Below are 22,945 nucleotides of genomic sequence, written 5' to 3'. Positions count from 1 at the left end.
TCCAAAACTCCCGAAAAATTGGGCAATCTGGTGATCGAATTGCTATCCTCGGGGCTTGTCCCGTCCGGGGTTGCCAGCAGGGGACCGACCGGAGTGAGGTGCCATGGGTCGTAGCCGAACGATCCGCATGAAGATCGTCGGACTCCTACTGGTGCCTCTGACCTCCATGGTGGTGTTGTGGGGCGTCATCACCGCCGTCACCGCCACCGAGAGCTTGGAGCTGCGCGAGTACAAGACCCTCTGGACGAACCTCCGCCATCCAGCGTACAAACTGATCAACGAGATCCAGCGAGAGCGTCTCGTCTCGGCCAAGCACCTGCGCCACATGGCGGCCCAGACCGCGGTGGAGGCGCAGCGTAGCCGTACCGACGCCGCTGAAGCCACCTTCACGCGGCTCTCGGGCAACTCCAAGGACAGATCGGAAGAGATCCGCACGCAGGTGAACGCGGTGTACACGCAACTGAACAGGCTCGACGTGATCAGAAGAGAGATCGACACGAGCCTGAGTGACCGCCTGCACGCAGTGGAGTCCTACGACGAGATCGCCGACGCGCTGTTCGGCCTGCACCGCCGCGTCGCGCTCATCGACGACATCCCGATCTACGAGCAGTCGCGCGTGGTCATCGACATGAGTTACGCCAAGGAGTTGCTCACCCGGGAGCAGGCCATCGCGCTCGGGCCGACCACGGCCGTGGAGCGCAGGACGTTCACGCAGATCGTCGGCAACCGGCGCTTCCTCGTCGACCAGGCGCTCGGAGAGCTCGACCCGCCGCTGCGCGACCCCCAGATCGCCCTGATCACCTCCGCCGCCTACCAGCGGATGCGGATGATGGAGGACCAGATCATCTCCGGCCGCTCGCCGCGTGACTGGCTGAGCGTCACGGAGGAGCTGGCCAAGTCGTTCCAGGCGGCCCAGATGCGGGCCAGCGCCAACCTGAACGGGCGCGCCGACCCGGTGGCCGACCAGGTGCTCGCCCGGGCGCACCTGCTGGCGGGGACGGCCCTGGTGCTGGTGGTCGTGTCGATCGTGTTCTCGTTGCGGATGGGCAACCGGCTGTCGCGGGAGCTCGGCGCGCTCCGGCTGGCCGCCCTGGAGGTGGCGCAGGAGCGCCTGCCGCACGTGGTCGGCAAGCTGCGCAGGGGCGAGCGGATCGAGCTGCCCGAGGTGTCGGTGGCGAGCACCACCGTCGAGATCGACGACGTCGGGCAGGCCTTCTCCACGGTGCAGCAGACCGCCGTCGAGGCCGCCATCGGGCAGGCGCGGCTCAACGAGGGCGTCGGCCACGTCTTCCGCAACCTGGCCAGGCGCAGCCAGACGTTGCTGCACCGCCAGCGCATCCAGCTGGAGGACATGCAGCACCGCGCGACCGACCCGGACGCCCTCGAGGACCTGTTCAAGCTCGACCACCTCACCACCCGCATGCGCCGCCACGCCGAGGGCCTGATCATCCTGTCGGGCGCCACTCCGGGCCGTGGCTGGAGCCGCCCGGTGCCGCTGCTCGACGTCGCCCGCGGGGCGGCCGCCGAGGTGGAGGACTACCCGCGGGTCACCGTCGAGCCGATGTCCGGCCAGCGCCTGGCGGGCCCCGTCGTCGGCGACGTGATCCACCTCGTCGCGGAACTGATCGAGAACGCCACCGTCTACTCCCCCACCCACACCCAGGTCATCGTGCGGGGCGAGGAGGCGGCCAGGGGGTTCGTCTTCGAGGTCGAGGACCGCGGGCTCGGAATGAGCCCGGAGGTGCTGGACGAACTCAACGAGCGGCTGGCCAGCCCGCCGGAGTTCGACCTGGCCGACACCGACAGGCTCGGCCTTTTCGTCGTCTCCCGCCTGGCCGCCAGGCATGACATCCGCGTGACACTACGCGGTTCACCATATGGAGGGACCACCGCGATCGTGTTGATCCCGGCTGAGCACGTGGCCGATCCGGACCCGGATCCCCACGTCAAGGAACCCGCTCGACCCATGCGGGTGGTGCGCAGTGAGTGACAGGCCAGAAGAGCGCTGGCTGGACGAGGACGCCGGTCCGATCGTCCCGGCCTATCTGCTGACGAGGGGCCGTACGGTGCCCGCGAGCGAGGCCATCGACCTCATCGCGGTGATCATCACATCCGGCGGCCTGACGACGCCGCGCGGCCTCGACCCCGAACATCTGATCATCCTGCAGAAGTGCACCCAGCCGACCCGGCTCGTGGACGTGGCGGCCGAGCTCAACCTGCCCATCGGCGTGATCAGGGTGCTGGTCGGCGACCTGCACGCGCGCCAGCTCGTGCAGGTCGAACACCCGCCCCCGGCCCCCGACGCGAAGGTGCTGCTCGAGGTGATCAGCGGGCTGAAGGCGCTGTGACCGCCCGGCGGTTGAGCCGCGGCGGCCGCGCCTGGCGCATCGCGCTCACCGAGGACGGAGCCGAGGCCGCGAGCAGGTGCCGCCAGGTGACGGCCGAGTGGTTCGAGGGCGCCACGGCCGGGTGGCCCCGGCGGAGCGCGCTGAGCCGGCGAGGCTGATGGACAAGCTCGCCGAAGACTTCACCGCGCACCTCAAGGCGCGCTTCCCGGCTAGGTGACCAGCACGTCCTCCGCCCGGTGGCAGGCCACCCGACGGCCCCTCACGTCCCTGAGCGCGGGCGGCCGCTCGCATTCGGGCGCGGCCAGCGGGCAGCGCAGCCTGAACGGGCAGCCCGTCTCCGCAGGAACAGCCTCCGTCGTGCCCCTGGCCCGCGGCGGCGAGCCGCCGAGCTCGGGCACGGCGTCGCGCAGGGCGCGGGTGTAGGGGTGGGCCGGGTGCGCCAGGAGGTCGCGCGTGGGGCCCGACTCGACGACCCGGCCCGCGAACAACACGTGCGAGGTGCGGCAGAGCCGCCGCACCACGGCGAGATTGTGGGTGATCAGCAGGCGCTCGGTGTCCAGAGAGGCGATCAGGTCGAGGATCCTGGCCTGGACGGTGACGTCGAGCGCGCTCGTGGGCTCGTCCAGGATGAGCAGGCGGGGGCCGGCCGCCAGGGCCCTGGCGATCACCACCCGCTGGCGCTGGCCTCCCGAGAGCTGGTGCGGCCTGCGGGCGGCAAGCCCGGGGTCGAGTCCGACCTGTTCGAGCAGCTCCGGCACCCTGGCCCGGGCGGAGCGGGGCCCCCGCACCGGCAGGGCCTCGGCGACGGAGGCGCCGATCCGCATTCGGGGGTCGAGGGCCTCGGCCTGGAAGACGGGCTGGACGTCCTTCCGGAACGCCCGCATGTCCGCTTTTTTGAGGATTTGGTCGCCGTACCAGATATTTCCGGCCATGGGGGTGAGGAGGCCCAGGAACGCGCGCGCCAGGGTCGTCTTGCCGGAGCCGCTCTCCCCGATCAGTCCGACGCCGCCCGCGGTGACGTCCAGGCTCACGTCGTGCACGACCGCGCGCCCGGCGTACCCGAGGGTCACCCGCTCGGCCCTGAGCATGGTCACGGCAGCGCCTCCAGCAGCTCGCGCGTGTACGGGTGCGACGGCTCGGTCAGCACCCTCGCGGCGGGACCCGACTCCACCACCTCCCCGTCCTTCATGACGAGCACCCGGTCGGCGATCGTCGAGACCAGGGCCAGGTCATGGGAGACGAGCAGGAGCGCCAGCCCTCGTTCCGCCCTGAGCCGGTGGAGCACCCCGACCACCTCGGCCTGCACGGTCACGTCGAGGGCGCTGGTCGGCTCGTCGGCGAGGATCACCTCGGCGCCCAGGGCGATGGCCAGCGCGATGGCGAAGCGCTGGGCCTGGCCGCCGGAGATCTCGTGAGGGTAGCGCCGCAGGATCGCGCGGTCGAGCATGACCGCCGCCACGGACTCCGCCATGATCTCGTCCAGGCTCCCGCCCCGGCCGGCGCCGCCGCCGACGCCGTGGAGCTTGAGCGCGCGGCGCATCAGCACCCCGAGACGGGTGGCGGGGCTGAGCGCCGACTGAGGTGACTGCATCACCAGCGCCGCCCTGGCCCCGCGGATCTCGCGCAGCCGGCGCGGCGGGGCGGCGAGCACGTCGACCCCGCAGACCATGACGTGTCCCGAGACCTCGGCTCCCTCGGTGAGACCCAGGAGAGAGAGCAGCGTCGTGGACTTGCCCGAGCCGCTCTCCCCCACGATCGCGACGCACTCGCCCGCGCCCACGTCCAGCTCGGGGACGTCGGCCGCCAACCGCCCCGCGTAGCGCACCTGGAGGTCACGCACCTCGATCACGTGACCCTCCTCGCCCTGGGGTCGAGCGCGTTGCGCAGCCCTTCCCCCAGCATGTTGAACGCGAACGCCGTCACCAGGATCGCCAGCCCGGGGAACGTGCCGATCCACCAGTTCGTGGTGAACAGCGTCTGTCCCTGCTGCACCATCAGCCCCCACTCCGCCGTCGGCTCCTGCGCGCCCAGACCCAGGTACGACAGGGCCGCCGCGGTGAGGATCACGCCGCCCGCGTCCAGCGAGATCTGGACCAGGACGGGGGTGAGCGAGTTCGGCAGCACGTGCCGCAGGACGATCAGCGGCGCGGGCACGCCGAGGCACCGGGCGGCGTCCACGTACGGGCGGGTGGCGATCGAGGCGGCCACGGACGCGGCCAGCCGGGTGTACCACGGCCACCAGGTCACCGCGATGGCCAGGATGACCGTGTTCACGCTCGGCGGCAGCACGACCGCCAGCGCCAGCGAGAGCAGCAGCGCGGGGAAGGCCAGGAACACGTCCGTGACCCGCATGATCACGTCCCTGACCCAGCCGCCCGCGTACCCGGCCACCACGCCCAGCGTGACACCGCCCAGCGCCGAGACCGCCAGCACGGACACCGCGATGGCCAGCGAGGTGCGGCCGCCGTACAGGATCCTCGTGAGCACGTCGCGGCCGAGCTGGTCGGTGCCGAACCAGTGCGCGCCGCTCGGCGGCAGCGACCCCTCCAGCGGGCGAGGCTCGTCCGGGTACGGGGCGAGCCACGGCGCCATGACCGCGGCCAGCACGACGAGCACGATGAGCACCGCCCCGACGGCGGCGAACCGGTCGGGGACCCGCGGCAGGACGCGCCGCAGCGGCACCCCCGTCATCGGGTCCTCGCCCGGGGGTCGAGGAGGCCCTGGAGCACGTCCACGACCAGGTTGGCCAGAACGTAGACGAGGGCGACCAGGAGCGTGACGCCCGCGATGGCCGGCGTGTCGCGCGAGCGGATCGACTCGGCGGCGTAGCGGCCCAGGCCCGGCCAGTTGAAGATCGCCTCGACGAGGAAGCCGTTGACGAGGGAGTAGGCGAAGACCAGGGCGATCAGCGACAACACGGGGCTCAGCGCCGGTCTGAGGGCGAACTTGGTCAGGATGGACGTCTCGCCGAACCCGAGCGCGCGTTCCAGCCTGGCGTGGTCCTGGCCGGACTCCTCGATGAGGGTCGCCCTGGTCATCTGGGCGATGACGCCCGTGGGGTAGGCGGCCACGACCAGGGCGGGCAGCGCCAGGTGGTGGAGGGTGCTGGTGAGGATGGGCCAGTTTCCGGTGATGAGGGCGTCGACGACGGTGATGTTCGTCCACAGGGTGAGAGGGCTGGTGGTGTCGAGCGAGGAGTCGTACTCACCGGCCACGGGGAACCAGTCGAGCTTGCCGGCGAAGATCAGTTGCAGGGCCAGGGCCAGCCAGAAGACGGGGACGGAGACGGCCAGCATGCTGCCGAACCGCACCCCCAGGTCCGGAAATCTCGTCTTGTAGCGGGCGGCCAGCACGCCGACCGGGATCCCCACCACCACCGCGATCAGCAATGCCGCCCCGACCAGTTCGAGCGAGGCGGGGAAGGCGAGATAGAGATCCTCGCGCACGGGTTGCCGGGTGCGCAGGCTGACCCCCCAGTCACCGGTGAACAGGTCGCGCACGTAGGCGAAGAGCTGCGCCGGGAGCGGATCGTCCAGCCCGAATCTCTCGCGCGCCGCGGCGAGCTCCTCCGGCGAGGCCTTCGGCCCGGCGAACGCCACCGCCGGATCCCCCGGAACCAGCCGCATGACGGCGAACGTGAGCACGACCACGCCGGCGACGACCAGGAGGGCCTGGCCGAGCCGGCGGGCCAGATAGCGCAGCATGGGGTCAGCGTGCGCGTTCGAGGTCATAGAAGAAGACGACGTTGGGATAGGCGGGGTTGTCCACATATCCCTTGACGTCAGCGGTCAGCGCGCGCTGGTAGGTCTGCACGTACGGCACCGCCACCGCCGCCTGCTCCCCGATGATCTTCTTCTGCAGCTCCTCGAACGCGTCCTCCGCCTTGAGCGCGTCGGTCGCCATGAGCCCGGGCAGCTTGTCGATGGCCGCGTCGATCTCGCGGTCCTTCAGGTACGACAGGTTGAACCGCGGCTCGTCCTCGCTCTTGAACACGTTGAGGAACCACGAGTAGGCGTCCGGATAGTCCGGATACCAGTACATGACGAAGATGTCCTGCCCCTGCTTCTTCCCCAGGTCCCACTGGGCGCTCCACGTCATGGGCTTGGCCTGCAGCGTGATGTTGAGATTCTTCAGCGCCGAGCTCAGCAGCGTGACCAGCATCTTCTGGTCCTCGTCGCCCTGCGCGTAGGTGAGGGAGAGCTTGAGCTCGGCGAGGTCGGGGCCGTACCCGGCCTCGGCGAGCAGTGCCTGCGCCCTGGCCGGGTCGTGCTCGGGCTCCATGCCGTTCACGTGGCCGAGCAGCCCTTCCGGCACCAGGCCGCCGGCCTTCAGCCCCGCGCCCTTCAGCGCGGCCGCCAGGCCGTCGTAGTCGATCGCGAGCTGGAGCGCCTTCCGTACCCTGACGTCCTTCGTCGGGCCCGCGGCCGTGTTGAACAACACCAGCAGGTTCTGGAACGAGGGCGACCGCGCGGTCTGGACGTTGTCGGTCATGCCGGCCTGCTCGAACAGCTGCGGGTTCAGCCGCTGGACGAAGTTGACCTCGCCCTTCTGCAGCAGTTGCCACGCGGTGGTGGTCTCGGGGGTGACCCGGAAGGCGACCTTCTTGTACTGCTCGGGCGTCCAGCCGCCCCAGTAGTCCTCGAACGCCTTCAGCGTGAGCTCGGTCTCCTTGCCCTTCTGCCAGGAGTCGATCGTGTACGGGCCGGTGCCGGCGGTCGTCTTGCCGTCGGCGTCCACCGCGCCCACGTCGTAGATGTAGGCGGCGTAGCCCGAGGAGGCGATCAGGTCGAGCGGCGCGGCGCGCTTGAGCGTGAACTTCAGCGTGGTCGCGTCCACGGCCTCGATCGTGTCGACCGAGTCCCAGATGTAGGCGGCGCCGCCCTTCTTCTCGATCGTCCGCTCGATCGCCTTCTTGGCCGCCTCGGCGTCGAGCGTGGCGCCCGAGTGGAACTTCACGCCCTGGCGCAGCTTGAACGTCCACTCCTTGCCGCCGTCGGCCGAGGTCCACTCGGTGGCCAGGCGCGGCTCGGCCTCGCGGGACTGGAAGTTGTAACGGGTCAGGCCCTCGTAGATGTTCGACAGGGCGACGATCTCGTTGGAGTAGGAGGTCGCCGGGTCCCAGTCGGTGACCACGTCGAGGTTCGGGACGTAGACGAACGTGTTGTCGTTGGCCTTCGCGGTCTGCGTGGCGGCCGGGCCGGAGCTCTTCGCCGGCTCCGGCGTGCCTCCGGCGCCGCGCACCTGGCCGCCCGCGCACGCGGCTGCGGTCAGGGCCAGGGCGCCGGTGAGGCCGGCTACGAGCAAGCGCTTGTGCCAGCGCATGGTGGGGGGATCCTTTCGATCTTTCACCGGGCAAGGGGTCCGGCTGCTTTGACGTGTACGCGTACGGCGGGCTCGGAGAGATAGCTCAGCGGCACCTCGAGGAGATCGACGATCTCGACGCCGGAGGGATCCGCCCCCGCCGCCACGGCTCGCGCCACCGCCTCTTCCTTGGCCCTTTCGATCGCTTTTGGCCGACTATCTCCCGCGGGCAAGATCGTATCGACTCTGCCGCTCGCGAGGGCGATGGCCGCTCCCACGGCGTTGGCCACCTCGGCGTGCTCGGGACGGATCATCCGGCTCACGCCAGGGATGCGGGCGGGCAGGATGAACGCCCCGCCACCCACCGCGACCAGGGGCCGGTCGGTCCTGCCGAGTGCCATGCGGTCCACGGCGTCGATGACCATCTCGTCCGCGACGGCGATCGCCCTCGCCAGGAGGTCGGCGATCGTCTCCGTCCCGTCACCCGTCCCGTCACCCGTGCCGTCGCCCGTGCCGTCGCCCGCCGGCGCTGCCCGCGGGTCCGCGCCGTTCTGTCGTGCGGCCGCGCGGGCCAGGACGGCCGCGGGGAGACGCCCGCGCCATGCGGCGGCCCCCGGCGGGGTGCGGCCCGCCGCCACCGCCGCGTCGGTCATCGTCGCCGTGGCCCCGCCGAAGACCAGCGCCTCACCGGCGATCCGGTAGCCGACGGAGTCGGGGCCGACTCCGCGCCCGCGCACCACGCTCCCGCCACCGAGGGCGATGGCGAGGATGTCCGGCATGCGGAAGTTGGTGAGCACCCCGCCGATCTCGACCGCCGCAGCCGACTCGCGGGGGAAGCCGCCGGCCAGCACCCCGAGATCGGTGGACGTGCCGCCGACGTCCACCACGACCGCGTCCGCCACGCCGGACAGGAACGCGGCGCCGCGCAAGGAGTTGGCCGGGCCCGACCCGATCGTCGCGACCGGCAGCCGCGCGGCGTGCTCCACCGTCATGAGCGTGCCGTCGTTCTGCGCCAGGTACGGGCGCGCGTCCAGCCCGCTCTCGGCCAGGACGGCGGTCAGCGCGCCGGTCACGTGGGCGGCGACGCCGTACAGGGCGGCGTTCAACACGGTGGCGTTCTCGCGTTCGAGCAGCCCCAGCGTGCCGATCTCGTGGCTCAGCGAGACCGGCAGGCCGTACTCGGAGATGACCAACTCGGCGACGAGCCGCTCGTGCCCGTCGCTCGCCGGGCTGAAGACGCTGGTGACGGCCACCGCGTCGGCCTCCACGCCGTCCAGGAAGCGGCGGACGGCGCCGAGGTCGGGCGCGCTGATCTCGCGGCCGTCGACGTAGTGCCCGCCGGGGACGATGGCCTCCCCCGCCGACACGGCCTCGCGCAGGTCGTCCGGCCAGCCGGAGAGCGGGGGCACGGCGGTGGTGGCGGGCGCGCCGAGCCTGAGCACGGCGACCCGGCCGAGGTTCATGCGCTCCAGGATCGCGTTGGTCGCGTGGGTGGTGCCCAGCATGACCCGGCCCACCCGGCTCCGCAGGCCGCCGTCCGGCGTCCGCGGTTCCGCGGCCCCTTCCAGCTCCGCGAGCACCGCGTCCATGGCCGCCCGCAACCCTCCGGTCACGTCCCTGCTCGTCGGCCGCTTGGCCTTGGCCACCACCCGGCCGCCGGCGCCGAGCACGACCGCGTCGGTGTTCGTGCCGCCGACGTCGATCCCTATCCGCAGGTCAGCCATGCGCCGTCAGCTCCTCGACGGGTACGTAGTCGAGGTCGTGGCCGAACGCCCTGGGCCCGGCCGTCTCCAGCCCTTTGGGCGTGCGCCAGAGCGGGTCGCAGGGCCAGGCGAGCACGCTGACACGCTGGCCGTACCGCAGGCTCTCTGTCTGGACGGCGGCGGCGGTCTCGGTGTCCACGATCGTGATGAGGTCGGGGACCATGGCCCGCACGGCGCCGTCCTCGACGGCGACGAGGTTCTCGTTCTGCAGTTCCACGGTGAGGCGGCGGCCGCGCTCGTCGCCGGTGCCCTCGATCGTGGCCGTCCCCCGGACGAAACCGCCGGTGGTGCGCCGCTCCACGTCGGTCAGCTTGCCGGTGATCAGGCGTACCGCTCCGAGCCGGTCCTGGAGCGCTCCGAGCGGGTCGGCCGCGCCCTCCGTGGCCCTGCCGATCGCCAGCGCACGGGTGACCGTGCCCTCGATGACCGCGCCGCGGGCCCGGCCGGCGGTGAGGACGTAGTCGGCCATCAGCGCGTGCGAGCCGGCGGCCACGCACACGGCCCGCGCCAGACGCTCGGACCAGAGCCCGTCGATCGGACGGATGGTCACGACGTTTCCCACGATGTCAGACATGATCACCAGGTCGGCCGGGAGCCCGGCCACGTACATCGACACCATCTGGACCTCGGGGAACGCCCGGCCCATGCCGTCGGCGTCGAGCAGCGGCACGCCGAGGCGCGCGGCCCAGGCGACGGGCGCGACCCCGTTCGAGCCGCCGATCTCGGAGGACATGATCGCGCTCGGCGGCCGGCCGAAGAGCCGCTCCACCTCCTCGGCGACGCGCTTGGGCTCGTCCTCGCCATGGATCATCTCGTGGCCGACCGTCGGCGCCCCGATCCCGGACAGCGGCACGACCAGCGCGTCGCCGGGCAGGTCGGCCAGCTCGACCAGCGGCACCTCGCCGTACGCCCGGATGGCCCCGACCGCGGCCAGCGACCCCGTACGCACGTCTCCCCCGCCGCCGGTGCCCAGGATCGCGCACCCCCGGGCGAGCGCCGGGATGTCACTCTCGTCAATGCTCATATGGCTGCACAACCAAGCACATACCGCCCCAATGCGCCAGTCTGACATGTGCGGGATAAACGCGTTGCGCCGTCGCGCGTACGACCACCATGCTCGATACCGGCACCTGATCCAGCGAAAGGACCTCCCATGACCACCCGGCGAATGCGCATGCGGCGCCGCACGGGCGTGTCCCGGGCGCGTCGAGGCTGACCTCCGGCCCCGGCCCCGCCCGGACGTCTTCCCAGGCGGGTGGGGGCGCTGGTGTGCCCGGCGATTTCATACGTCGCTTCAGGCGGGTTCGATTCCCGCACCCGCCACGGGCCCTCGTGGCGCAGCGGAGAGCGCGCCTGTTTCCGGAACAGCGGGCCGCTGGTTCGATTCCAGCCGGGGGCGCTGGTACATCTGAGGTGAGCAGCCGGGAGGACACATGCGGATTTCGGTGGCCGCCGACAGCAAGGACGGCGTGGCCGAGCGGGTCGTGGCGGAGCTGCGCAGGCGCGGGCACGAGGTGGTCGCCCACGGCGCGCTCGGCGACGGCGAACGCGCCGACTGGGCGTGGGCCTGCGAACTCGCCGCGAGAGACGTCAGCGAAGGGCGTGCCGACCAGGCGGTCGTCTGCTGCTGGACGGGCACGGGCGCGTCCATCGCGGCGAACAAGGTGCCCGGCGTGCGGGCCGCGCTCTGCGTCGACGCCTACACCGCCGACGGCGCCCGCACGTGGAACGACGCCAACGTGCTCGCGCTCAGCCTCCGGCTGACGTCCGACGTGGTGCTCGGTGAGATCCTCGACGCCTGGTTCGAGGGGCGGCCCAGCACCGACGCCGCCGATATGGCGAACGTCTCCCATCTCGACGAGATCTGACTACGCTCGGGCCGCATGTCCATTTTGCGGTGCACGCATTGCGGAGAAGAGTCGCTGGAGCCCGGGTTCATCATGGACTCCGGCCAGAGCTCCCAGGGGTACGTCAGATGGGTGGAGGGCGCGCTCGAACGCGGACTGTTCGGCGGAGCCAAGCTCTTCGGCCGGCCCAAGTGGCAGGTCGAGGCCTACCGCTGCCGTACGTGCCACCATCTCGAACTCTTCGCCCGCAATCCCAGCTGACCCCGTTCACCCGGCCCGGCCGTCAATGTGGATGAGCCCGCGTCGCCCGCCGGCGGTCCGGAACCGTCACAGCGGCGACACGGAAATCGTCGGCCCGGCCGTTTAGGGTGCTGGGCATGACCGACGTGCTGCTCCGTGGCGGGCTCCCCTGGGGGCTCGGCGCACCCGCCGACGTCCTCGTCCGCGGCGGCCGGATCGCCCGGGTCGGCCAGGGCATCGACGCGCCCGCCGCCCGGGTCGTCGACGTCACGGGCCAGCTGGTGCTACCCGGCCTCGTCGAGTCCCACTGCCACCTCGACAAGACGCTCTATGGCGGGCCGTGGGTGCCCCACTCCGCCGGCGACACGCTCGCCGGCCGCATCGGCAACGACCTCGCCCGCCGGGCCGAGCTGGGCGTGCCGAGCGTCGAGCGGATCGGCGCGCTGCTGGAGCGCATGAGCGCGGCCGGCACCACCCATGTGCGCACCCACACCGACATCGATCCCGAGGTCGGCCTGCGCGGCGTGGAGGCTGTGCGCGAGGCCGCCGCGCGCTCCCCTCTCGACGTGCGCCAGGTCGCCTTCCCGCAACACGGCGTGCTGACCAGCCCGGGCACCGCCGAGCTGCTCGAAGAGGCGCTGAAGGGCGGCGTCGAGGCGGTCGGCGGGCTCGACCCCGCGGGCATCGACCGCGACCCGGTGCGCCACCTCGACCTGATCTTCGGCCTGGCCGGGCGCTACGGCACGCATCTCGACATCCACCTGCACGACGGCGGTTCGCTGGGCGGCTGGGAGCTCGAGCTCATCACCGAGCGCACCAGGGTGCTCGGGTTGGGCGGCCGGGTCACGGTCAGCCACGCCTACGCGCTCGGCCAGCTCGATGCGGCCTATGTCGACCGGCTGGCGCAGGGCTTCGCCGATGCGGGCGTGGCGCTGGCGACCGGGGCCGTCTACAACTACCCCGTGCCGCCGATCAAGAAGTTGCGGGCCGCGGGCGTCACGATCGCGTGCGGGCACGACGGCATCCGCGACCTGTGGGGCCCCTACGGCAGCGGCGACATGCTGGAGCGGGCGATGCACCTCGCCTACCGCAGCACGTTCCGTGCGGACGAGGACATCGAGCTGGCGCTGGAGGCCGCCACCTACGGCGGCGCCCGCGCGCTGGGGCTGACGGGCTACGGCCTGGCCGAGGGTGACCGGGCCGACCTGGTGGTCGTGCCCTCGGGAGGCCCGGCGGAGGCCGTGGTCGTTCACCCTGGGCGCACTCTGGTCATGAAAGACGGCGTAGTCCTGCACAATTGACCGGCGGGACCATCGAAAGGCAGGCAAGTGCTCTCTATTCACCAGCGGATCGCGGCAGAGCTCGGCGTACGCGACGGGCAGGTGCAGGCGGCCGTCGATCTGCTCGACGGCGGCGCGACCGTGCCGTTCATCGCGCGATACCGCAAAGAGGCCACCGGCGCCCTCGACGACGCGCAGTTGCGCACGCTCGAGGAGCGGCTGCGCTACCTGCGCGAGCTGGAGGAGCGCAGGGCGGCCATCCTGGAGTCGATCGAGTCGCAGGGCAAGCTCGACGACGAGCTGCGCGAGCAGATCATGGCGGCGGAGACCAAGGCCAGGCTCGAAGACATCTACCTGCCTTACAAGCCCAAGCGGCGCACCAAGGCGCAGATCGCCCGGGAGCTGGGGCTCGAGCCGCTGGCCGACCAGCTGCTCGCCGATCCCTCGTGTGACCCGGCGGCCACCGCTGAGGGCTTCGTCACCGAGGGGGTGGCCGACACGGCCGCGGCCCTCGAAGGCGCGAGGGCGATCCTGATCGAGCGCTTCGCCGAAGACGCCGACCTCATCGGCGCCCTGCGCGAGCAGCTGTGGAACCGCGGCCGGCTGGTGTCCAAGGTGCGCGAGGGCAAGGAGGAGGCGGGGGCCAAGTTCTCCGACTACTTCGACTTCGGCGAGCCGTTCACGAAGCTGCCCTCCCACCGCATCCTGGCCATGTTCAGGGGCGAGAAGGAAGAGATCCTCTCCGTCACCCTCGAGCCCGACGACAGCCCCGACTACGAGATGCGCGTCGCCTCCCGGTTCGGCGTCTCCGACCAGGGCCGACCGGCTGACAAGTGGCTGACCGAGACCGTGCGCTGGGCCTGGCGCACGCGCATCCTGGTGCACCTGGGCATCGACCTGCGCATGCGGCTGTGGCAGGCCGCCGAGGACGAAGCGGTGCGGGTGTTCGCGGCCAACCTGCGCGACCTGCTGCTCGCCGCTCCGGCCGGCGCGCGGCCGACGATGGGGCTCGACCCCGGGCTGCGTACGGGCGTGAAGGTCGCCGTGGTCGACGCCACGGGCAAGGTCGTCGAAACGGCGACGATCTACCCCCACGAGCCCAAGCGGCAGTGGTCCGAGTCGCTCGCCGTGCTGGGCGCGCTGGCGCAGCGGCACGGCGTCGAGCTGATCGCCATCGGCAACGGCACCGCGTCGCGCGAGACCGACAAGCTGGCCGGCGAGCTGGTCCAGCACATGCCGTCGGTGACGAAGATCGTCGTCTCCGAGGCCGGAGCCTCTGTCTACTCCGCCTCGCCCTACGCCTCGCAGGAGTTGCCCGAGCTTGACGTGTCGCTGCGCGGGGCGGTCTCCATCGCCCGCAGGCTGCAAGATCCGCTGGCCGAGCTGGTCAAGATCGACCCCAAGTCGATCGGCGTCGGCCAATACCAGCACGACCTCGCCGAATCCAAGCTCTCCCGCTCGCTCGACGCGGTGGTCGAAGACTGTGTCAACGCCGTGGGGGTCGACGTCAACACCGCGTCGGCACCGCTGCTCACGCGCGTGTCCGGCATCGGCTCGACGCTGGCCGAGAGCATCGTCCGCCACCGCGACGCCAACGGCCCCTTCCGCGCGCGGTCGGCGCTGAAGAGCGTGCCCAGGCTCGGGCCCAAGGCGTTCGAGCAGTGCGCCGGCTTCCTGCGCATCCGCGGCGGCGACGACCCGCTCGACGTGTCCAGCGTGCACCCTGAGGCCTACCCCGTGGTGCGGCGCATCCTCGGAGCCGTCAAGAGCGACCTCAAAACGCTGATCGGCAACACCGCGGCACTGCGCTCGCTCAGGCCCGACGACTTCACCGACGACACGTTCGGCCTGCCCACGGTCACCGACATCCTGCGCGAGCTGGAGAAGCCGGGCCGTGACCCGAGGCCCGCGTTCAAGACGGCCACCTTCAAGGAGGGCGTCGAGAAGCTCTCCGACCTGACGCCGGGCATGATCCTGGAGGGCGTCGTCACCAACGTGGCCGCGTTCGGCGCCTTCGTGGACGTCGGAGTGCACCAGGACGGCCTCGTCCACGTGTCCGCCATGTCCCGCACCTACGTCAAAGACCCCCGCGACGTGGTCAAGCCCGGAGACATCGTGCGGGTCAAGGTCCTCGACGTCGACATCCCCCGCAAGCGCATCTCCCTGACGCTGCGCCTGGAAGACGAGATCACCACCGACTCCCCGGCCGACGGCTCCCGCCGCGGCCCAGCCCGCCAGGGCCCCCGCGGCGCCGACGACGGTCGCGACAGCAGCCGAGGCAACGGCGGCCGTGGCGACGGCCAGCGCGGACGCGGCCAGGGCGGCCGTGGCGACGGGCAGGGCACGCGCGGCGACGGCCAAGGCGGCAAGGGCGCTCGTGGTGACGACCGAGGCCAGGGCGGTCGCGACGACCGTCGCGGCGACGGTGGCAGAGGCAACGGACAGCGCGGCGACGGCCAGCGCGGGCGCGGCGGCCAGCGCCGCCCCGCACCCACGGGCGCCATGGCCGAGGCCCTGCGCAAGGCGGGCTTGGGCGGCGACAACTGACCTCCGCAGCACTTCACCCGGCCCCCGGCCGGGGACCCGATGACCCGACCGGACGGGCCGACCCGACCAGAGTCACCCGGCCGGACGGGTCACTCGGCCGGGCGAAGCAGCCTGACCAGACGGCGCGAACGGCTATCGCGTCGCTCTGCGCTGTCCGCCGCCCGACGTCGTCTGGCCACAGCTTCCCCGGTGGGGGTCAGCTGGATCCGGCGCGCCCGGCCATCGTGGCCGCGGGAGTAGTTCTTCTCGCGGAATTGCGCACGCCGTCGTTCGATCGTCCTGCCGCCGTTGGTGTAGTAGACGTACACCGAGGCGTTTCCGGCGCTGGAGACGCATGGGGGGCAGCGTCTCGGCGGCGGCTGCCTGGGCTGGGTTTGCCGTGGCGGCCAGGCTGATGGTGGTCACGGCGGCGACGCAGAATGCCGTCAGGCGGGTGGAGAGCTTGGGCACGTAGGTTCCCTTCAACGGCTGGCGGATCGGCAACAGCCTTCAAGGTGGCCGACCTCGGTGTTCGGTGGGGTGCCGGCTCCAGACTGCCCAAGCGCCCGTGCACATTGTTGAGCGACAGCCCTCGTTTCTTAGCTCTGCGTCCACCGTCGTTCCGCGGGCTCGCTGCGCGCAACGCTCATGCCTGAAGTGTGTGCGAGCGCTCCGGCTGCGGGGCTGAGGCTGTTCGCGACGGGGGCGGCAGGGGCGGTACGGTCGGATGGTGAGCACAGAGACGTTTTCCACGGCTGTCACCCAGGCGCGTGACCTGCTGAGGTGGCGTTCGCCGCTGCGGACCGAGCTCTGGGCGGCCAGGATCACGGCCGGGTTGGATCCGGCGCAGATCCGGCCGTTCCTGAGCGAGCTGGCGGTGGACGGCGGTCCGGAGGCGCGGCTCACGCTGGTCGCCATCGCGGCGGTCAACGCGGGCCGTCCGCTGTCTCCTCCCGGCGCCCCGGGTTTGCCGGACGTGGCCGCCCCGGCGGGTGACGCGACGGCGGAGGCGGGCGCCGAGGTCTACGCCGAGGCCGCCCGCGGGCTGGCCGGGACGCTTGCCGGGTGGGTGCGCCGGATGGGGCGGGTGACGTGCGAGGGCGCCTGGTACGGCAAGGCCGACCCCTACGGTGAGCAGGTGCTGGCCGTGCTCTCCTTCCGTTACGACAACGGTAAGGAGCCGCACCTCCTGGTCGTCGGCATCGACCAACCCCATGGCGGGCTGGCGGTCGACGCGCTGGTCGAGGAGGTGAAGTTCCTCGACGATCTGGGGCTGGCGGAAGCGGAGCCGGGGACGGTGGCCGGGCGGATCCTGGACGCGTTCGAGCTGGGTGACCGGATCATGGGGGTGCAGGTCGCGGACACGCTGGCGAGCGTGCGGCCGCTGGCGATCACCCGGGCCCAGGGCGTCCCGGGGCTGGTGCGTGGCGCGTCCGACGACACCTTGGCCCGGTTCCGGGACCTGCCGGAGATGCAGGGGGCGCGGGAGGCGTTCGAGAAGCTGGCCGAGTTCGTCGGGGACCGGCCGCTGTGGTGGAGCCCGCAACGGGTCTCGGCGTTCCTGACGTCGTGGTTGCCCCGGGAGGCGATCCTTTCGGAGGCGGCCATCGCGGCGATGCCGGAGGTGGTCAGGGCGTGGAGTCGTTTCAGCGGCGACCATCCCGCGGTGCTGCGCCGGATCGACGAGGACGCGCCGCGCCTGCCCGCGCTCATGGCCGACGACTCCCTGGCCGGACTGGGCAAACGCATCGCCCAGAGCCGCCTCGAGCCCTGATCAAACCTGGGCGACCACACATTTCCCCATAGCCGTCCAGCAACCCCGATCAGCTCCCCGGCCCACACACGTCTCGCCGAGAACCCGTCCCTGTGCGGACGCGCCGATGTAACGCCTGCCCGTAGCCGGTCGCGCCCACGCGTTTCTCGCAGCGCGGTCCAGGACTACAACGGCCTGGGGTTTTTCCTCGTCGTCGGCGCGGTGCTCGGCGCTCGCCTCGTCTTCCGCGAGCGGGTCTACAGCCGGCTGGTGTCCCGGATCATCTACCCTGTCACCGGGGCATTCGTGGGGACGGTCGTGCTCGCGTCCCTCTACAACATGTTCCTGCGCCCGATGGAGCCGGGGCCGGAGTGGGTGGTGCCCGACGTCGTGGTCACGCTGATCGCGGGCGCTCCCCTGCTGTACGCCGCGGTGCGCGTGTTCCGCTCCGGTGAGTGATCGGTGAGCCACCCTCGGCACGAGCTGGACGAGATCATCCACGCGCCCGTACGGCTGTCCATCACGGCCATGCTCGCGGCGGCGGACACGGTCGAGTTCAGCTACCTGAGGGACACGATCGAGGTCAGCGACTCGCTGCTGTCCAAGCACATCCAGACGCTGGAGAAGGCGGGTTATGTGCGGGTGACGAAAGGCTTCGTCGGCAAGCGTCCTCGAACCTGGCTGTCGCTGACCGACGCCGGGCGTGACGCCTTCCAGAGCTACATGGCCACCCTTCGGCAGATCACGGAGGGCACCTCTCGCGCACGAGCACAAGAAACCGACTGATCATCTCGAAAGGCGGCTTGATAGATGAAAGCTCTTTTCGCCATGCTCCTGCCCTCGCTGCTGGTCTCCCCGACGAGCGCTGCCCCGGCCGACCTGAAGGACGCTGAGGCCGTACTCTCCTACATCCGCGCTCACCCCGACGACGTCGCGCTGGTGACGCAGGGCATCAGCCACAATGCCGATCGCCTCACCCCCGTAGCGTCGACCATCAAGATCATCCACCTCGCCGCCTTCACCGCCGCCGTCCACAAGGGAAAGATCGAGCCGGACGAACGTGTTTCCGTGGCCCTGTGGAACTCCTACCACCTGCCTGGCACCGATGGCGGCGCCCACGAAGCGGCTCTTCAACGGCTCAAGCCCGGTACGAGCGTCACGCTCGACCAACTCGTCTCCGCCATGATCGAGGAAAGCGACAACGCCGCCGCCGACCTGTTGCGCGAGCGCCTCGGCCCCGGCGCGCTGCGCAAGATCGCGCGAACGCGCGTCGGCACCATCAACGGCGAGATGCTCCGCGCCTTCGGCGGCTGCATGTTCGCCGCCGACGTCTGCCTGAAGAACTACGTCAAGGCCGGAAAGCCGGTGCGGCTCACGCTTCCCGGCTTCGCCCAGCAGGCCTCCTGGAGCGAAACCGTGACCCGCGTCGATCCTGGCGTTCTGCGCAGAGTGCTGGCCGGCCTCAGGACGGACAAGACGGCGAGCAGGCATCTGGAATGGCCGATGCGCCAGCCCGGCACCGATCCCGACACGCTCCTCATCGGCACCAAGGGCGGCTCCCTGCCCGGCGTCATCAGCGAGGCCATGTACATCGTCCGGCCGGATCAGAGGCCGCGCGAGACCGTCCTCGCACTGCGGCGGCTGCCCGAGACGACCTGGCTCTCCGGAATGCGCAGCTATGCTCACCAGCAGTTCCTGGTTCGAATGGCGACGGATCCCGACTTCTTCGCGAAAGTTCGCACCGCATTGAGGTGAACTCCATCGGTCTTCGGCGCGCCGGGCGGTATACGGGATGTCCACCCCGTTGTGCACCGGAGCTCAGAAGGCGTAGCGGATGCGGCAGTAGGGAAGCCTGGCGGTGATCAGGTCGGTGAGGGCGGCCACGTAGCGGCCCTTGAGGCCGGTGCGGTAGCGGACGTTCCAGCCGCCCGTCTGCGACCGTTTGGCCTGCTGCACGTCCGGCCGCCACAGCACCTCCTCCGCCTGGGGATGCCAGCCCAGGTTGACCTCGTGGAGGCGTTCGTTGTGGGTGAGGAACACGATCTCGGCGGCGAGCTGCCGGCGTGCCTCGGCGTTGAGGGCGTCGTCGAGTTGCTCCAGCAGTTCGGCCCAGCTCTCCAGCCAGCCGTCGCGGACCACGACCGGGCTGAGGTTGACGTGCACTTCGTACCCGGCGGCGACGAAGTCGTTGATCGCCGCGATCCTGTCGGTAAGGGGTGAGGTGCGGATGTCGAGGAGCTTGGAGTCGGCGGCGGGCATGAGGCTGAAGCGGATCCTGGTGCTCGACCGAGGGTCCCAGTCGAGCAGGTCGCGGTTGACGTACTTGGTGGCGAAGCTGGCCTTGGCGCCGGGGAGGTCGCGGAACGTCTCCACCAGGTCGCGGACGTTCCGGGAGATCGTGGCGTCGACGGAGCAGTCGGAGTTCTCGCCGATGTCGTAGACCCAGTCGTGGGGGTCGACCTGGTTGGGCTCGGACTTGACGCCCTGCCGGGCGGCGTGACGCCGGAGGTAGGCGATGATCTTGTCGATGTTGGCGAAGACGGTGATCGGGTTGCTGTATCCCTTGCGACGCGGCACGTAGCAGTAGGCGCAGGCCATCGCGCAGCCGTTGGCCGTGGAAGGGGCGATGAAGTCGGCGGAGCGGCCGTTGGGGCGGGCCGTCAGCGACTTCTTCACCCCGAGCACCAGCGCCTCGGTCTTGATGCGCACCCATCGGGCGATGTTGCGCTCGTCGCCGTAGAGCTCGGGGATGCGGTGGTGGCCGGCGATCTCGATGTGTTCGGCGTCGGGGTAGCGGGCGAGGATCTCCTGGCCCCGGCGCAGCTCGGCGGCCGCAGGTTCGAGGTAGATGCGCCGGATGTCCAGCAGGTGGTCACGTGTGGTGATGCTCATGTCACTCCTGCTGCCAGGCTACCCGGGCTGGTCCACCGGGCAGGCATACGCGGTTCTGGAGGCGAGCTGCCAGGTCCGTACGGCGGCCCCGCACCGGCGGCAACGTTCACGCTTGTAGACCCAGCGCTCGTCCGGGGCGTCCGGGTCGCTGACGACCTGCCCGGCGTCCCTGCCGAGCGGCATGTACGCGGTCGCCGCCTCCCACAGGCGGGCGGCGGCGTCAGGGCCGATGCCGCGCGCCCCCGGGTGCAGGCCCGTCAGGAACAGCAGTTCCGCCCGCCACGCGTTGCCGATGCCCGCCCACACGCCCTGGTCGAGCACGGCGGCGCCGACGGGGCCGCGGAAGGCGATGAGCCGTTCGACCGCTTCGGAGGGCGAGGCGTCCCCGCGGAGCGGGTCGGGGCCGAGCGAGGCGCGCAGGGCGGCGAGGGCCTGCGGGCCGAGCGGCTCGCACTGGATGGGGGCGATGAGGTCGTACGCCACCTCGTCCGTGGCCAGCCGGAGCCGGGTGCCGCGTTTCGGGACGGCCGAGGGGTCGGCGTGGCGCAGGAAGAGGCCGCGCATCCCGAGGTGCACGTGGATGGCGGGGGCGCCGTCGACGTGGTAGAGGAGGTGCTTGCCCAGGGCCTCCACCTCCGTGACGGCCCGCCCGTCGTAGGGGCGGGCGTCGAAGCGGCCCTGGGGGCTCGTGGCGCGCACCACGCGGCCGGACAGCGCCGCGTGCTGCTCGTCGGCGTGGCGATGGATGAGGTGGCCTTCGGGCATACCTGCGATCTACCCGCTGAGCTGGGCCGAAGCGCTGGACAGCAGCATGTCGAGCGCCGTCGGGTAGGCGCTGTCGTTCATGCGGGCGACCAGGAGCGGCGCGGTGGCGGCGATGTTGGGGTGGGTGCTGGCGGGCAGCCGGGCGTACGTGTCGCGCCACACCTCCTCGTCGGCCTCCCGCGCCACCTCGGGGAGGGCCAGGGTGGCGGCGTCGAGGATGGCGAAGGCCAGGCTCTGGTCGATGAACGCGTGGTAGATCCGGACGGCGTCGTCGTCGGGGAAGCCGGCGCCACGCAGGATGCCGAGGATCGTCTCGTCGCCCGCCACCTCGTTCGGCCGGCCGGTGACGCGGCTGGCGGTCAGCAGGGCGGCCTGCGGGTGGGCGAGGTAGGCGTGGTGGATGCGCAGGCCGAGGTCGCGCAGGTCGGCCCGCCAGTCGCCGGTGGCCGCCCAGCCGGCCATGGCGTGGCCGTACAGCTCGTCCGCGATCGCGAGGACGAGGTCGTCCATGCCGCGGAAGTAGCGGTAGACGGCGCTGGCGTCGGCCCCGAGCGCGAGGCCGAGCCGGCGGGCGGTGAGTCCCGCCGCGCCGTGCTCGCGCAACATGCGCAGCGCGGTCTCGACGATGAGCCGGTGGGTCAGGACCTGCCCCTGTTTGGTGGGGCGCCGCCGCCTGCGCGACGCCTCGCCGACCACCCGTTCGGCCATGGCCTGCCCCTTATGTCAACACCATTGACGTTGTTGAGCCTACCGGCATTGGATAGACGACACATCCCTCCAATCCACCCAAAAGGGGTTTTTCGTCATGCGCATCCTTCTCGTGGGATCCGGCGGCGTGGGCACCGCCATCACCAGCATCGCGGCGCGCCGCCCGTTCTTCGAGCACATGGTCGTCGCCGACTACGACCTCTCCCGCGCCGAGGCGGCCATCGCCGCGCTGGACGGGCGGGCGGCCAGGTTCACCCCGGCCAGGATCGACGCCGGCGACACCGCCGCCGTGACCGCGCTGCTCGCGGCGCACCGCTGCGACGTCCTGCTGAACGCCACCGACCCCCGTTTCGTGCTGCCGCTGTTCGAGGCGGCGCTCGCGGCCGGAGCCGACTATCTCGACATGGCGATGTCGATGTCGCGGCCGCACCCCGACCGGCCGTACGAGGAGGTGGGGGTGAAGCTGGGCGACGAGCAGTTCGCCCGCGCGGACGCGTGGTCCGCGTCCGGGCGGCTCGCCCTGGTCGGCATGGGCGTGGAGCCGGGCCTCGCCGACGTCTTCGCCAGGTACGCCGCCGACGAGCTCTTCGACGAGATCGAGGAGATCGGCGTCAGGGACGGCGGCGACCTGACCGTCGAGGGTTACGCGTTCGCGCCGTCGTTCTCCATCTGGACCACCATCGAGGAATGCCTCAACCCGCCGGTCGTCTACGAGAAGGGCCGCGGCTGGCACACCACGGAGCCGTTCAGCGAGCCGGAGATCTTCGACTTTCCCGAGGGCATCGGCCCGGTCGAGTGCGTGAACGTCGAGCACGAGGAGGTCGTGCTGGTCCCCCGCTGGGTGGACGCCGGCCGGGTCACCTTCAAGTACGGCCTCGGCCAGGACTTCATCGACAAGCTCAAGACGCTGCACACCCTCGGCCTGACCGGCACCGAGCCGGTCGAGATCAGGTCCGGCCAGGGCACCGCCCTGGTGGCCCCGCGCGACGTGGTCGCCGCCGTGCTGCCCGATCCGGCGGGGCTCGGCGACCGCATGCGCGGCAGGACCTGCGCCGGGACCTGGGTGAAGGGCGTCAAGGACGGGCGGCCGCGCGAGGTGTACCTGTACCACGTGGTGGACAACGCCTGGTCGATGCACGAGTACGGCTGCCAGGCCGTGGTCTGGCAGACCGCCGTCAATCCCGTCGTCGCCCTCGAACTGCTGGCCGGCGGGGTGTGGAAGGGCACGGGCGTGCTGGGGCCGGAGGCGTTCGAGCCACGTCCGTTCCTGGACCTGCTGGTGGCGTACGGCTCACCGTGGGGCCTGCGCGAGCAGTGAGGGGGCCGGAGGAAACCACCGCAAGCGGGCACAGGATCATTGAGGTGCGACAACCCGTACACCGGAGGTTGACCCCTTGAGCATCGCCGACGATCCCGACCGCGCACCCGCCCGCTCCCACCTCTACGCCATGGGCCTGTCGGACGAGGACATGCGCCGCCCCGTGGTGGGCATCGCCTCCACCTGGACCGGCACCATGCCGTG

General features: G+C 71.3%; 22 protein-coding genes and 2 tRNA genes. 14 read left to right on the top strand and 10 right to left on the bottom strand.

Going from position 1 to position 22,945, the window contains the following annotated elements; translation table 11 throughout:
* Positions 1-127: 127 nt before the first annotated feature.
* The 3 genes from ABGB01_RS43385 to ABGB01_RS43375 are packed head-to-tail and all read left to right on the top strand — an operon-like array spanning position 128 to position 2,506.
* Positions 128-1,990, top strand: a complete 1,863-nt coding sequence (locus ABGB01_RS43385; RefSeq protein ID WP_347779948.1) for a nitrate- and nitrite sensing domain-containing protein — start codon at positions 128-130, stop codon at positions 1,988-1,990.
* On the top strand, positions 1,983-2,348 hold the full coding sequence (locus tag ABGB01_RS43380; RefSeq protein WP_347779946.1) for a DUF742 domain-containing protein: 366 nt from the start codon (positions 1,983-1,985) through the stop codon (positions 2,346-2,348). The genes ABGB01_RS43385 and ABGB01_RS43380 overlap by 8 nt, the downstream gene beginning before the upstream one ends.
* Complete coding sequence (locus tag ABGB01_RS43375) at positions 2,345-2,506, top strand: hypothetical protein (protein WP_347779945.1); 162 nt, start codon at positions 2,345-2,347, stop codon at positions 2,504-2,506. The genes ABGB01_RS43380 and ABGB01_RS43375 overlap by 4 nt, the downstream gene beginning before the upstream one ends.
* 51 nt (positions 2,507-2,557) lie before the next feature.
* On the opposite strand, the gene ABGB01_RS43370 is transcribed toward ABGB01_RS43375, so the two are convergent.
* Genes ABGB01_RS43370 through ABGB01_RS43340 form a run of 7 tightly spaced genes read right to left on the bottom strand, consistent with a single transcriptional unit; the run spans position 2,558 to position 10,436 of the window.
* A complete protein-coding gene (locus ABGB01_RS43370; protein WP_347779968.1) occupies positions 2,558-3,436 on the bottom strand; it encodes an ABC transporter ATP-binding protein in 879 nt (292 codons plus the stop codon).
* A gap of 2 nt (positions 3,437-3,438) precedes the next feature.
* The gene (locus tag ABGB01_RS43365) at positions 3,439-4,197 is read right to left on the bottom strand and encodes an ATP-binding cassette domain-containing protein (protein ID WP_347779944.1); all 759 of its coding nucleotides are present in this window, start codon (positions 4,195-4,197) and stop codon (positions 3,439-3,441) included.
* Complete coding sequence (locus ABGB01_RS43360) at positions 4,194-5,039, bottom strand: ABC transporter permease (RefSeq protein WP_347779943.1); 846 nt, start codon at positions 5,037-5,039, stop codon at positions 4,194-4,196. The genes ABGB01_RS43365 and ABGB01_RS43360 overlap by 4 nt, the downstream gene beginning before the upstream one ends.
* The gene (locus tag ABGB01_RS43355; protein WP_347779941.1) at positions 5,036-6,052 is read right to left on the bottom strand and encodes an ABC transporter permease; all 1,017 of its coding nucleotides are present in this window, start codon (positions 6,050-6,052) and stop codon (positions 5,036-5,038) included. Before ABGB01_RS43355 ends, ABGB01_RS43360 begins: the two co-directional genes overlap by 4 nt.
* Positions 6,053-6,056: 4 nt before the next feature.
* Positions 6,057-7,670 (bottom strand): ABC transporter substrate-binding protein, encoded by a 1,614-nt coding sequence (locus ABGB01_RS43350; RefSeq protein ID WP_347779939.1) that lies wholly within the window; start codon positions 7,668-7,670, stop codon positions 6,057-6,059.
* Between the two features lie 23 nt (positions 7,671-7,693).
* A complete protein-coding gene (locus ABGB01_RS43345) occupies positions 7,694-9,373 on the bottom strand; it encodes a hydantoinase/oxoprolinase family protein (protein ID WP_347779938.1) in 1,680 nt (559 codons plus the stop codon).
* Complete coding sequence (locus tag ABGB01_RS43340) at positions 9,366-10,436, bottom strand: DUF917 domain-containing protein (protein ID WP_347779937.1); 1,071 nt, start codon at positions 10,434-10,436, stop codon at positions 9,366-9,368. The genes ABGB01_RS43345 and ABGB01_RS43340 overlap by 8 nt, the downstream gene beginning before the upstream one ends.
* A gap of 226 nt (positions 10,437-10,662) precedes the next feature.
* Here ABGB01_RS43340 and ABGB01_RS43335 point away from each other — a divergent pair.
* From ABGB01_RS43335 to ABGB01_RS43290, 10 genes are all read left to right on the top strand, one after another.
* A tRNA-Met gene (locus ABGB01_RS43335) sits at positions 10,663-10,735 on the top strand.
* Positions 10,736-10,738: 3 nt separating this feature from the next.
* Positions 10,739-10,811: transfer RNA gene (locus ABGB01_RS43330), tRNA-Arg, on the top strand.
* Between the two features lie 34 nt (positions 10,812-10,845).
* Complete coding sequence (locus tag ABGB01_RS43325; RefSeq protein ID WP_347618841.1) at positions 10,846-11,280, top strand: RpiB/LacA/LacB family sugar-phosphate isomerase; 435 nt, start codon at positions 10,846-10,848, stop codon at positions 11,278-11,280.
* Between the two features lie 15 nt (positions 11,281-11,295).
* Positions 11,296-11,520 (top strand): PF20097 family protein, encoded by a 225-nt coding sequence (locus tag ABGB01_RS43320; protein WP_347779935.1) that lies wholly within the window; start codon positions 11,296-11,298, stop codon positions 11,518-11,520.
* 116 nt (positions 11,521-11,636) lie between these two features.
* The gene (locus ABGB01_RS43315) at positions 11,637-12,800 is read left to right on the top strand and encodes an amidohydrolase (RefSeq protein ID WP_347779934.1); all 1,164 of its coding nucleotides are present in this window, start codon (positions 11,637-11,639) and stop codon (positions 12,798-12,800) included.
* Positions 12,801-12,827: 27 nt separating this feature from the next.
* Positions 12,828-15,326 carry a Tex family protein gene (locus tag ABGB01_RS43310; protein WP_347779932.1) on the top strand — a complete coding sequence of 833 codons (2,499 nt, stop codon included), beginning with the start codon at positions 12,828-12,830 and terminating at the stop codon, positions 15,324-15,326.
* A 709-nt stretch (positions 15,327-16,035) separates the two neighbouring features.
* Entirely contained in the window at positions 16,036-17,079 is a 1,044-nt protein-coding gene (locus ABGB01_RS43305) for a hypothetical protein (RefSeq protein WP_347779931.1), read from the top strand.
* Positions 17,080-17,280: 201 nt separating this feature from the next.
* Positions 17,281-17,517 carry a hypothetical protein gene (locus ABGB01_RS43300; RefSeq protein WP_347779929.1) on the top strand — a complete coding sequence of 79 codons (237 nt, stop codon included), beginning with the start codon at positions 17,281-17,283 and terminating at the stop codon, positions 17,515-17,517.
* A 3-nt stretch (positions 17,518-17,520) separates the two neighbouring features.
* Positions 17,521-17,844, top strand: coding sequence for a transcriptional regulator (locus tag ABGB01_RS43295; RefSeq protein WP_347779928.1), 324 nt, complete (start codon positions 17,521-17,523; stop codon positions 17,842-17,844).
* A gap of 42 nt (positions 17,845-17,886) precedes the next feature.
* Positions 17,887-18,813 (top strand): serine hydrolase, encoded by a 927-nt coding sequence (locus ABGB01_RS43290; RefSeq protein WP_347779927.1) that lies wholly within the window; start codon positions 17,887-17,889, stop codon positions 18,811-18,813.
* Positions 18,814-18,876: 63 nt separating this feature from the next.
* Here the strand turns inward: ABGB01_RS43290 and ABGB01_RS43285 are convergent, their stop codons facing one another.
* Genes ABGB01_RS43285 through ABGB01_RS43275 form a run of 3 tightly spaced genes read right to left on the bottom strand, consistent with a single transcriptional unit; the run spans position 18,877 to position 21,423 of the window.
* Positions 18,877-19,950 (bottom strand): spore photoproduct lyase family protein, encoded by a 1,074-nt coding sequence (locus ABGB01_RS43285; RefSeq protein ID WP_347779925.1) that lies wholly within the window; start codon positions 19,948-19,950, stop codon positions 18,877-18,879.
* 18 nt (positions 19,951-19,968) lie between these two features.
* Positions 19,969-20,715: a DNA-formamidopyrimidine glycosylase family protein gene (locus tag ABGB01_RS43280; protein ID WP_347779924.1), complete on the bottom strand. Its 747-nt coding sequence runs from the start codon at positions 20,713-20,715 to the stop codon at positions 19,969-19,971.
* 9 nt (positions 20,716-20,724) lie between these two features.
* Positions 20,725-21,423 carry a TetR/AcrR family transcriptional regulator gene (locus ABGB01_RS43275; RefSeq protein WP_347779922.1) on the bottom strand — a complete coding sequence of 233 codons (699 nt, stop codon included), beginning with the start codon at positions 21,421-21,423 and terminating at the stop codon, positions 20,725-20,727.
* A gap of 97 nt (positions 21,424-21,520) precedes the next feature.
* Between ABGB01_RS43275 and ABGB01_RS43270 the strand changes: the two genes are divergently transcribed.
* Positions 21,521-22,741, top strand: a complete 1,221-nt coding sequence (locus tag ABGB01_RS43270; RefSeq protein ID WP_347779920.1) for a saccharopine dehydrogenase C-terminal domain-containing protein — start codon at positions 21,521-21,523, stop codon at positions 22,739-22,741.
* Positions 22,742-22,945 lie beyond the last annotated feature (204 nt).

This window comes from Nonomuraea sp. B5E05, from assembly GCF_039880665.1.
GTDB lineage: Bacteria > Actinomycetota > Actinomycetes > Streptosporangiales > Streptosporangiaceae > Nonomuraea.
Note: the sequence above shows the minus strand (reverse complement) of the source record. Positions and strands in the feature narration are given on the sequence as shown.

Bases quoted from the DNA above. Each gene is read 5' to 3' on its own strand.
- ABGB01_RS43290 (WP_347779927.1), top strand. From the start codon at position 17,887: ATGCTCCTGCCCTCGCTGCTGGTCTCCCCGACGAGCGCTGCCCCGGCC.
- ABGB01_RS43355 (WP_347779941.1), bottom strand. From the start codon at position 6,052: ATGCTGCGCTATCTGGCCCGCCGGCTCGGCCAGGCCCTCCTGGTCGTC.
- ABGB01_RS43270 (WP_347779920.1), top strand. From the start codon at position 21,521: ATGCGCATCCTTCTCGTGGGATCCGGCGGCGTGGGCACCGCCATCACC.
- ABGB01_RS43350 (WP_347779939.1), bottom strand. From the start codon at position 7,670: ATGCGCTGGCACAAGCGCTTGCTCGTAGCCGGCCTCACCGGCGCCCTG.
- ABGB01_RS43285 (WP_347779925.1), bottom strand. From the start codon at position 19,950: ATGAGCATCACCACACGTGACCACCTGCTGGACATCCGGCGCATCTAC.
- ABGB01_RS43345 (WP_347779938.1), bottom strand. From the start codon at position 9,373: ATGGCTGACCTGCGGATAGGGATCGACGTCGGCGGCACGAACACCGAC.
- ABGB01_RS43340 (WP_347779937.1), bottom strand. From the start codon at position 10,436: ATGAGCATTGACGAGAGTGACATCCCGGCGCTCGCCCGGGGGTGCGCG.
- ABGB01_RS43370 (WP_347779968.1), bottom strand. From the start codon at position 3,436: ATGCTCAGGGCCGAGCGGGTGACCCTCGGGTACGCCGGGCGCGCGGTC.
- ABGB01_RS43385 (WP_347779948.1), top strand. From the start codon at position 128: ATGAAGATCGTCGGACTCCTACTGGTGCCTCTGACCTCCATGGTGGTG.
- ABGB01_RS43360 (WP_347779943.1), bottom strand. From the start codon at position 5,039: ATGACGGGGGTGCCGCTGCGGCGCGTCCTGCCGCGGGTCCCCGACCGG.
- ABGB01_RS43315 (WP_347779934.1), top strand. From the start codon at position 11,637: ATGACCGACGTGCTGCTCCGTGGCGGGCTCCCCTGGGGGCTCGGCGCA.
- ABGB01_RS43280 (WP_347779924.1), bottom strand. From the start codon at position 20,715: ATGCCCGAAGGCCACCTCATCCATCGCCACGCCGACGAGCAGCACGCG.
- ABGB01_RS43320 (WP_347779935.1), top strand. From the start codon at position 11,296: ATGTCCATTTTGCGGTGCACGCATTGCGGAGAAGAGTCGCTGGAGCCC.
- ABGB01_RS43275 (WP_347779922.1), bottom strand. From the start codon at position 21,423: ATGGCCGAACGGGTGGTCGGCGAGGCGTCGCGCAGGCGGCGGCGCCCC.
- ABGB01_RS43325 (WP_347618841.1), top strand. From the start codon at position 10,846: ATGCGGATTTCGGTGGCCGCCGACAGCAAGGACGGCGTGGCCGAGCGG.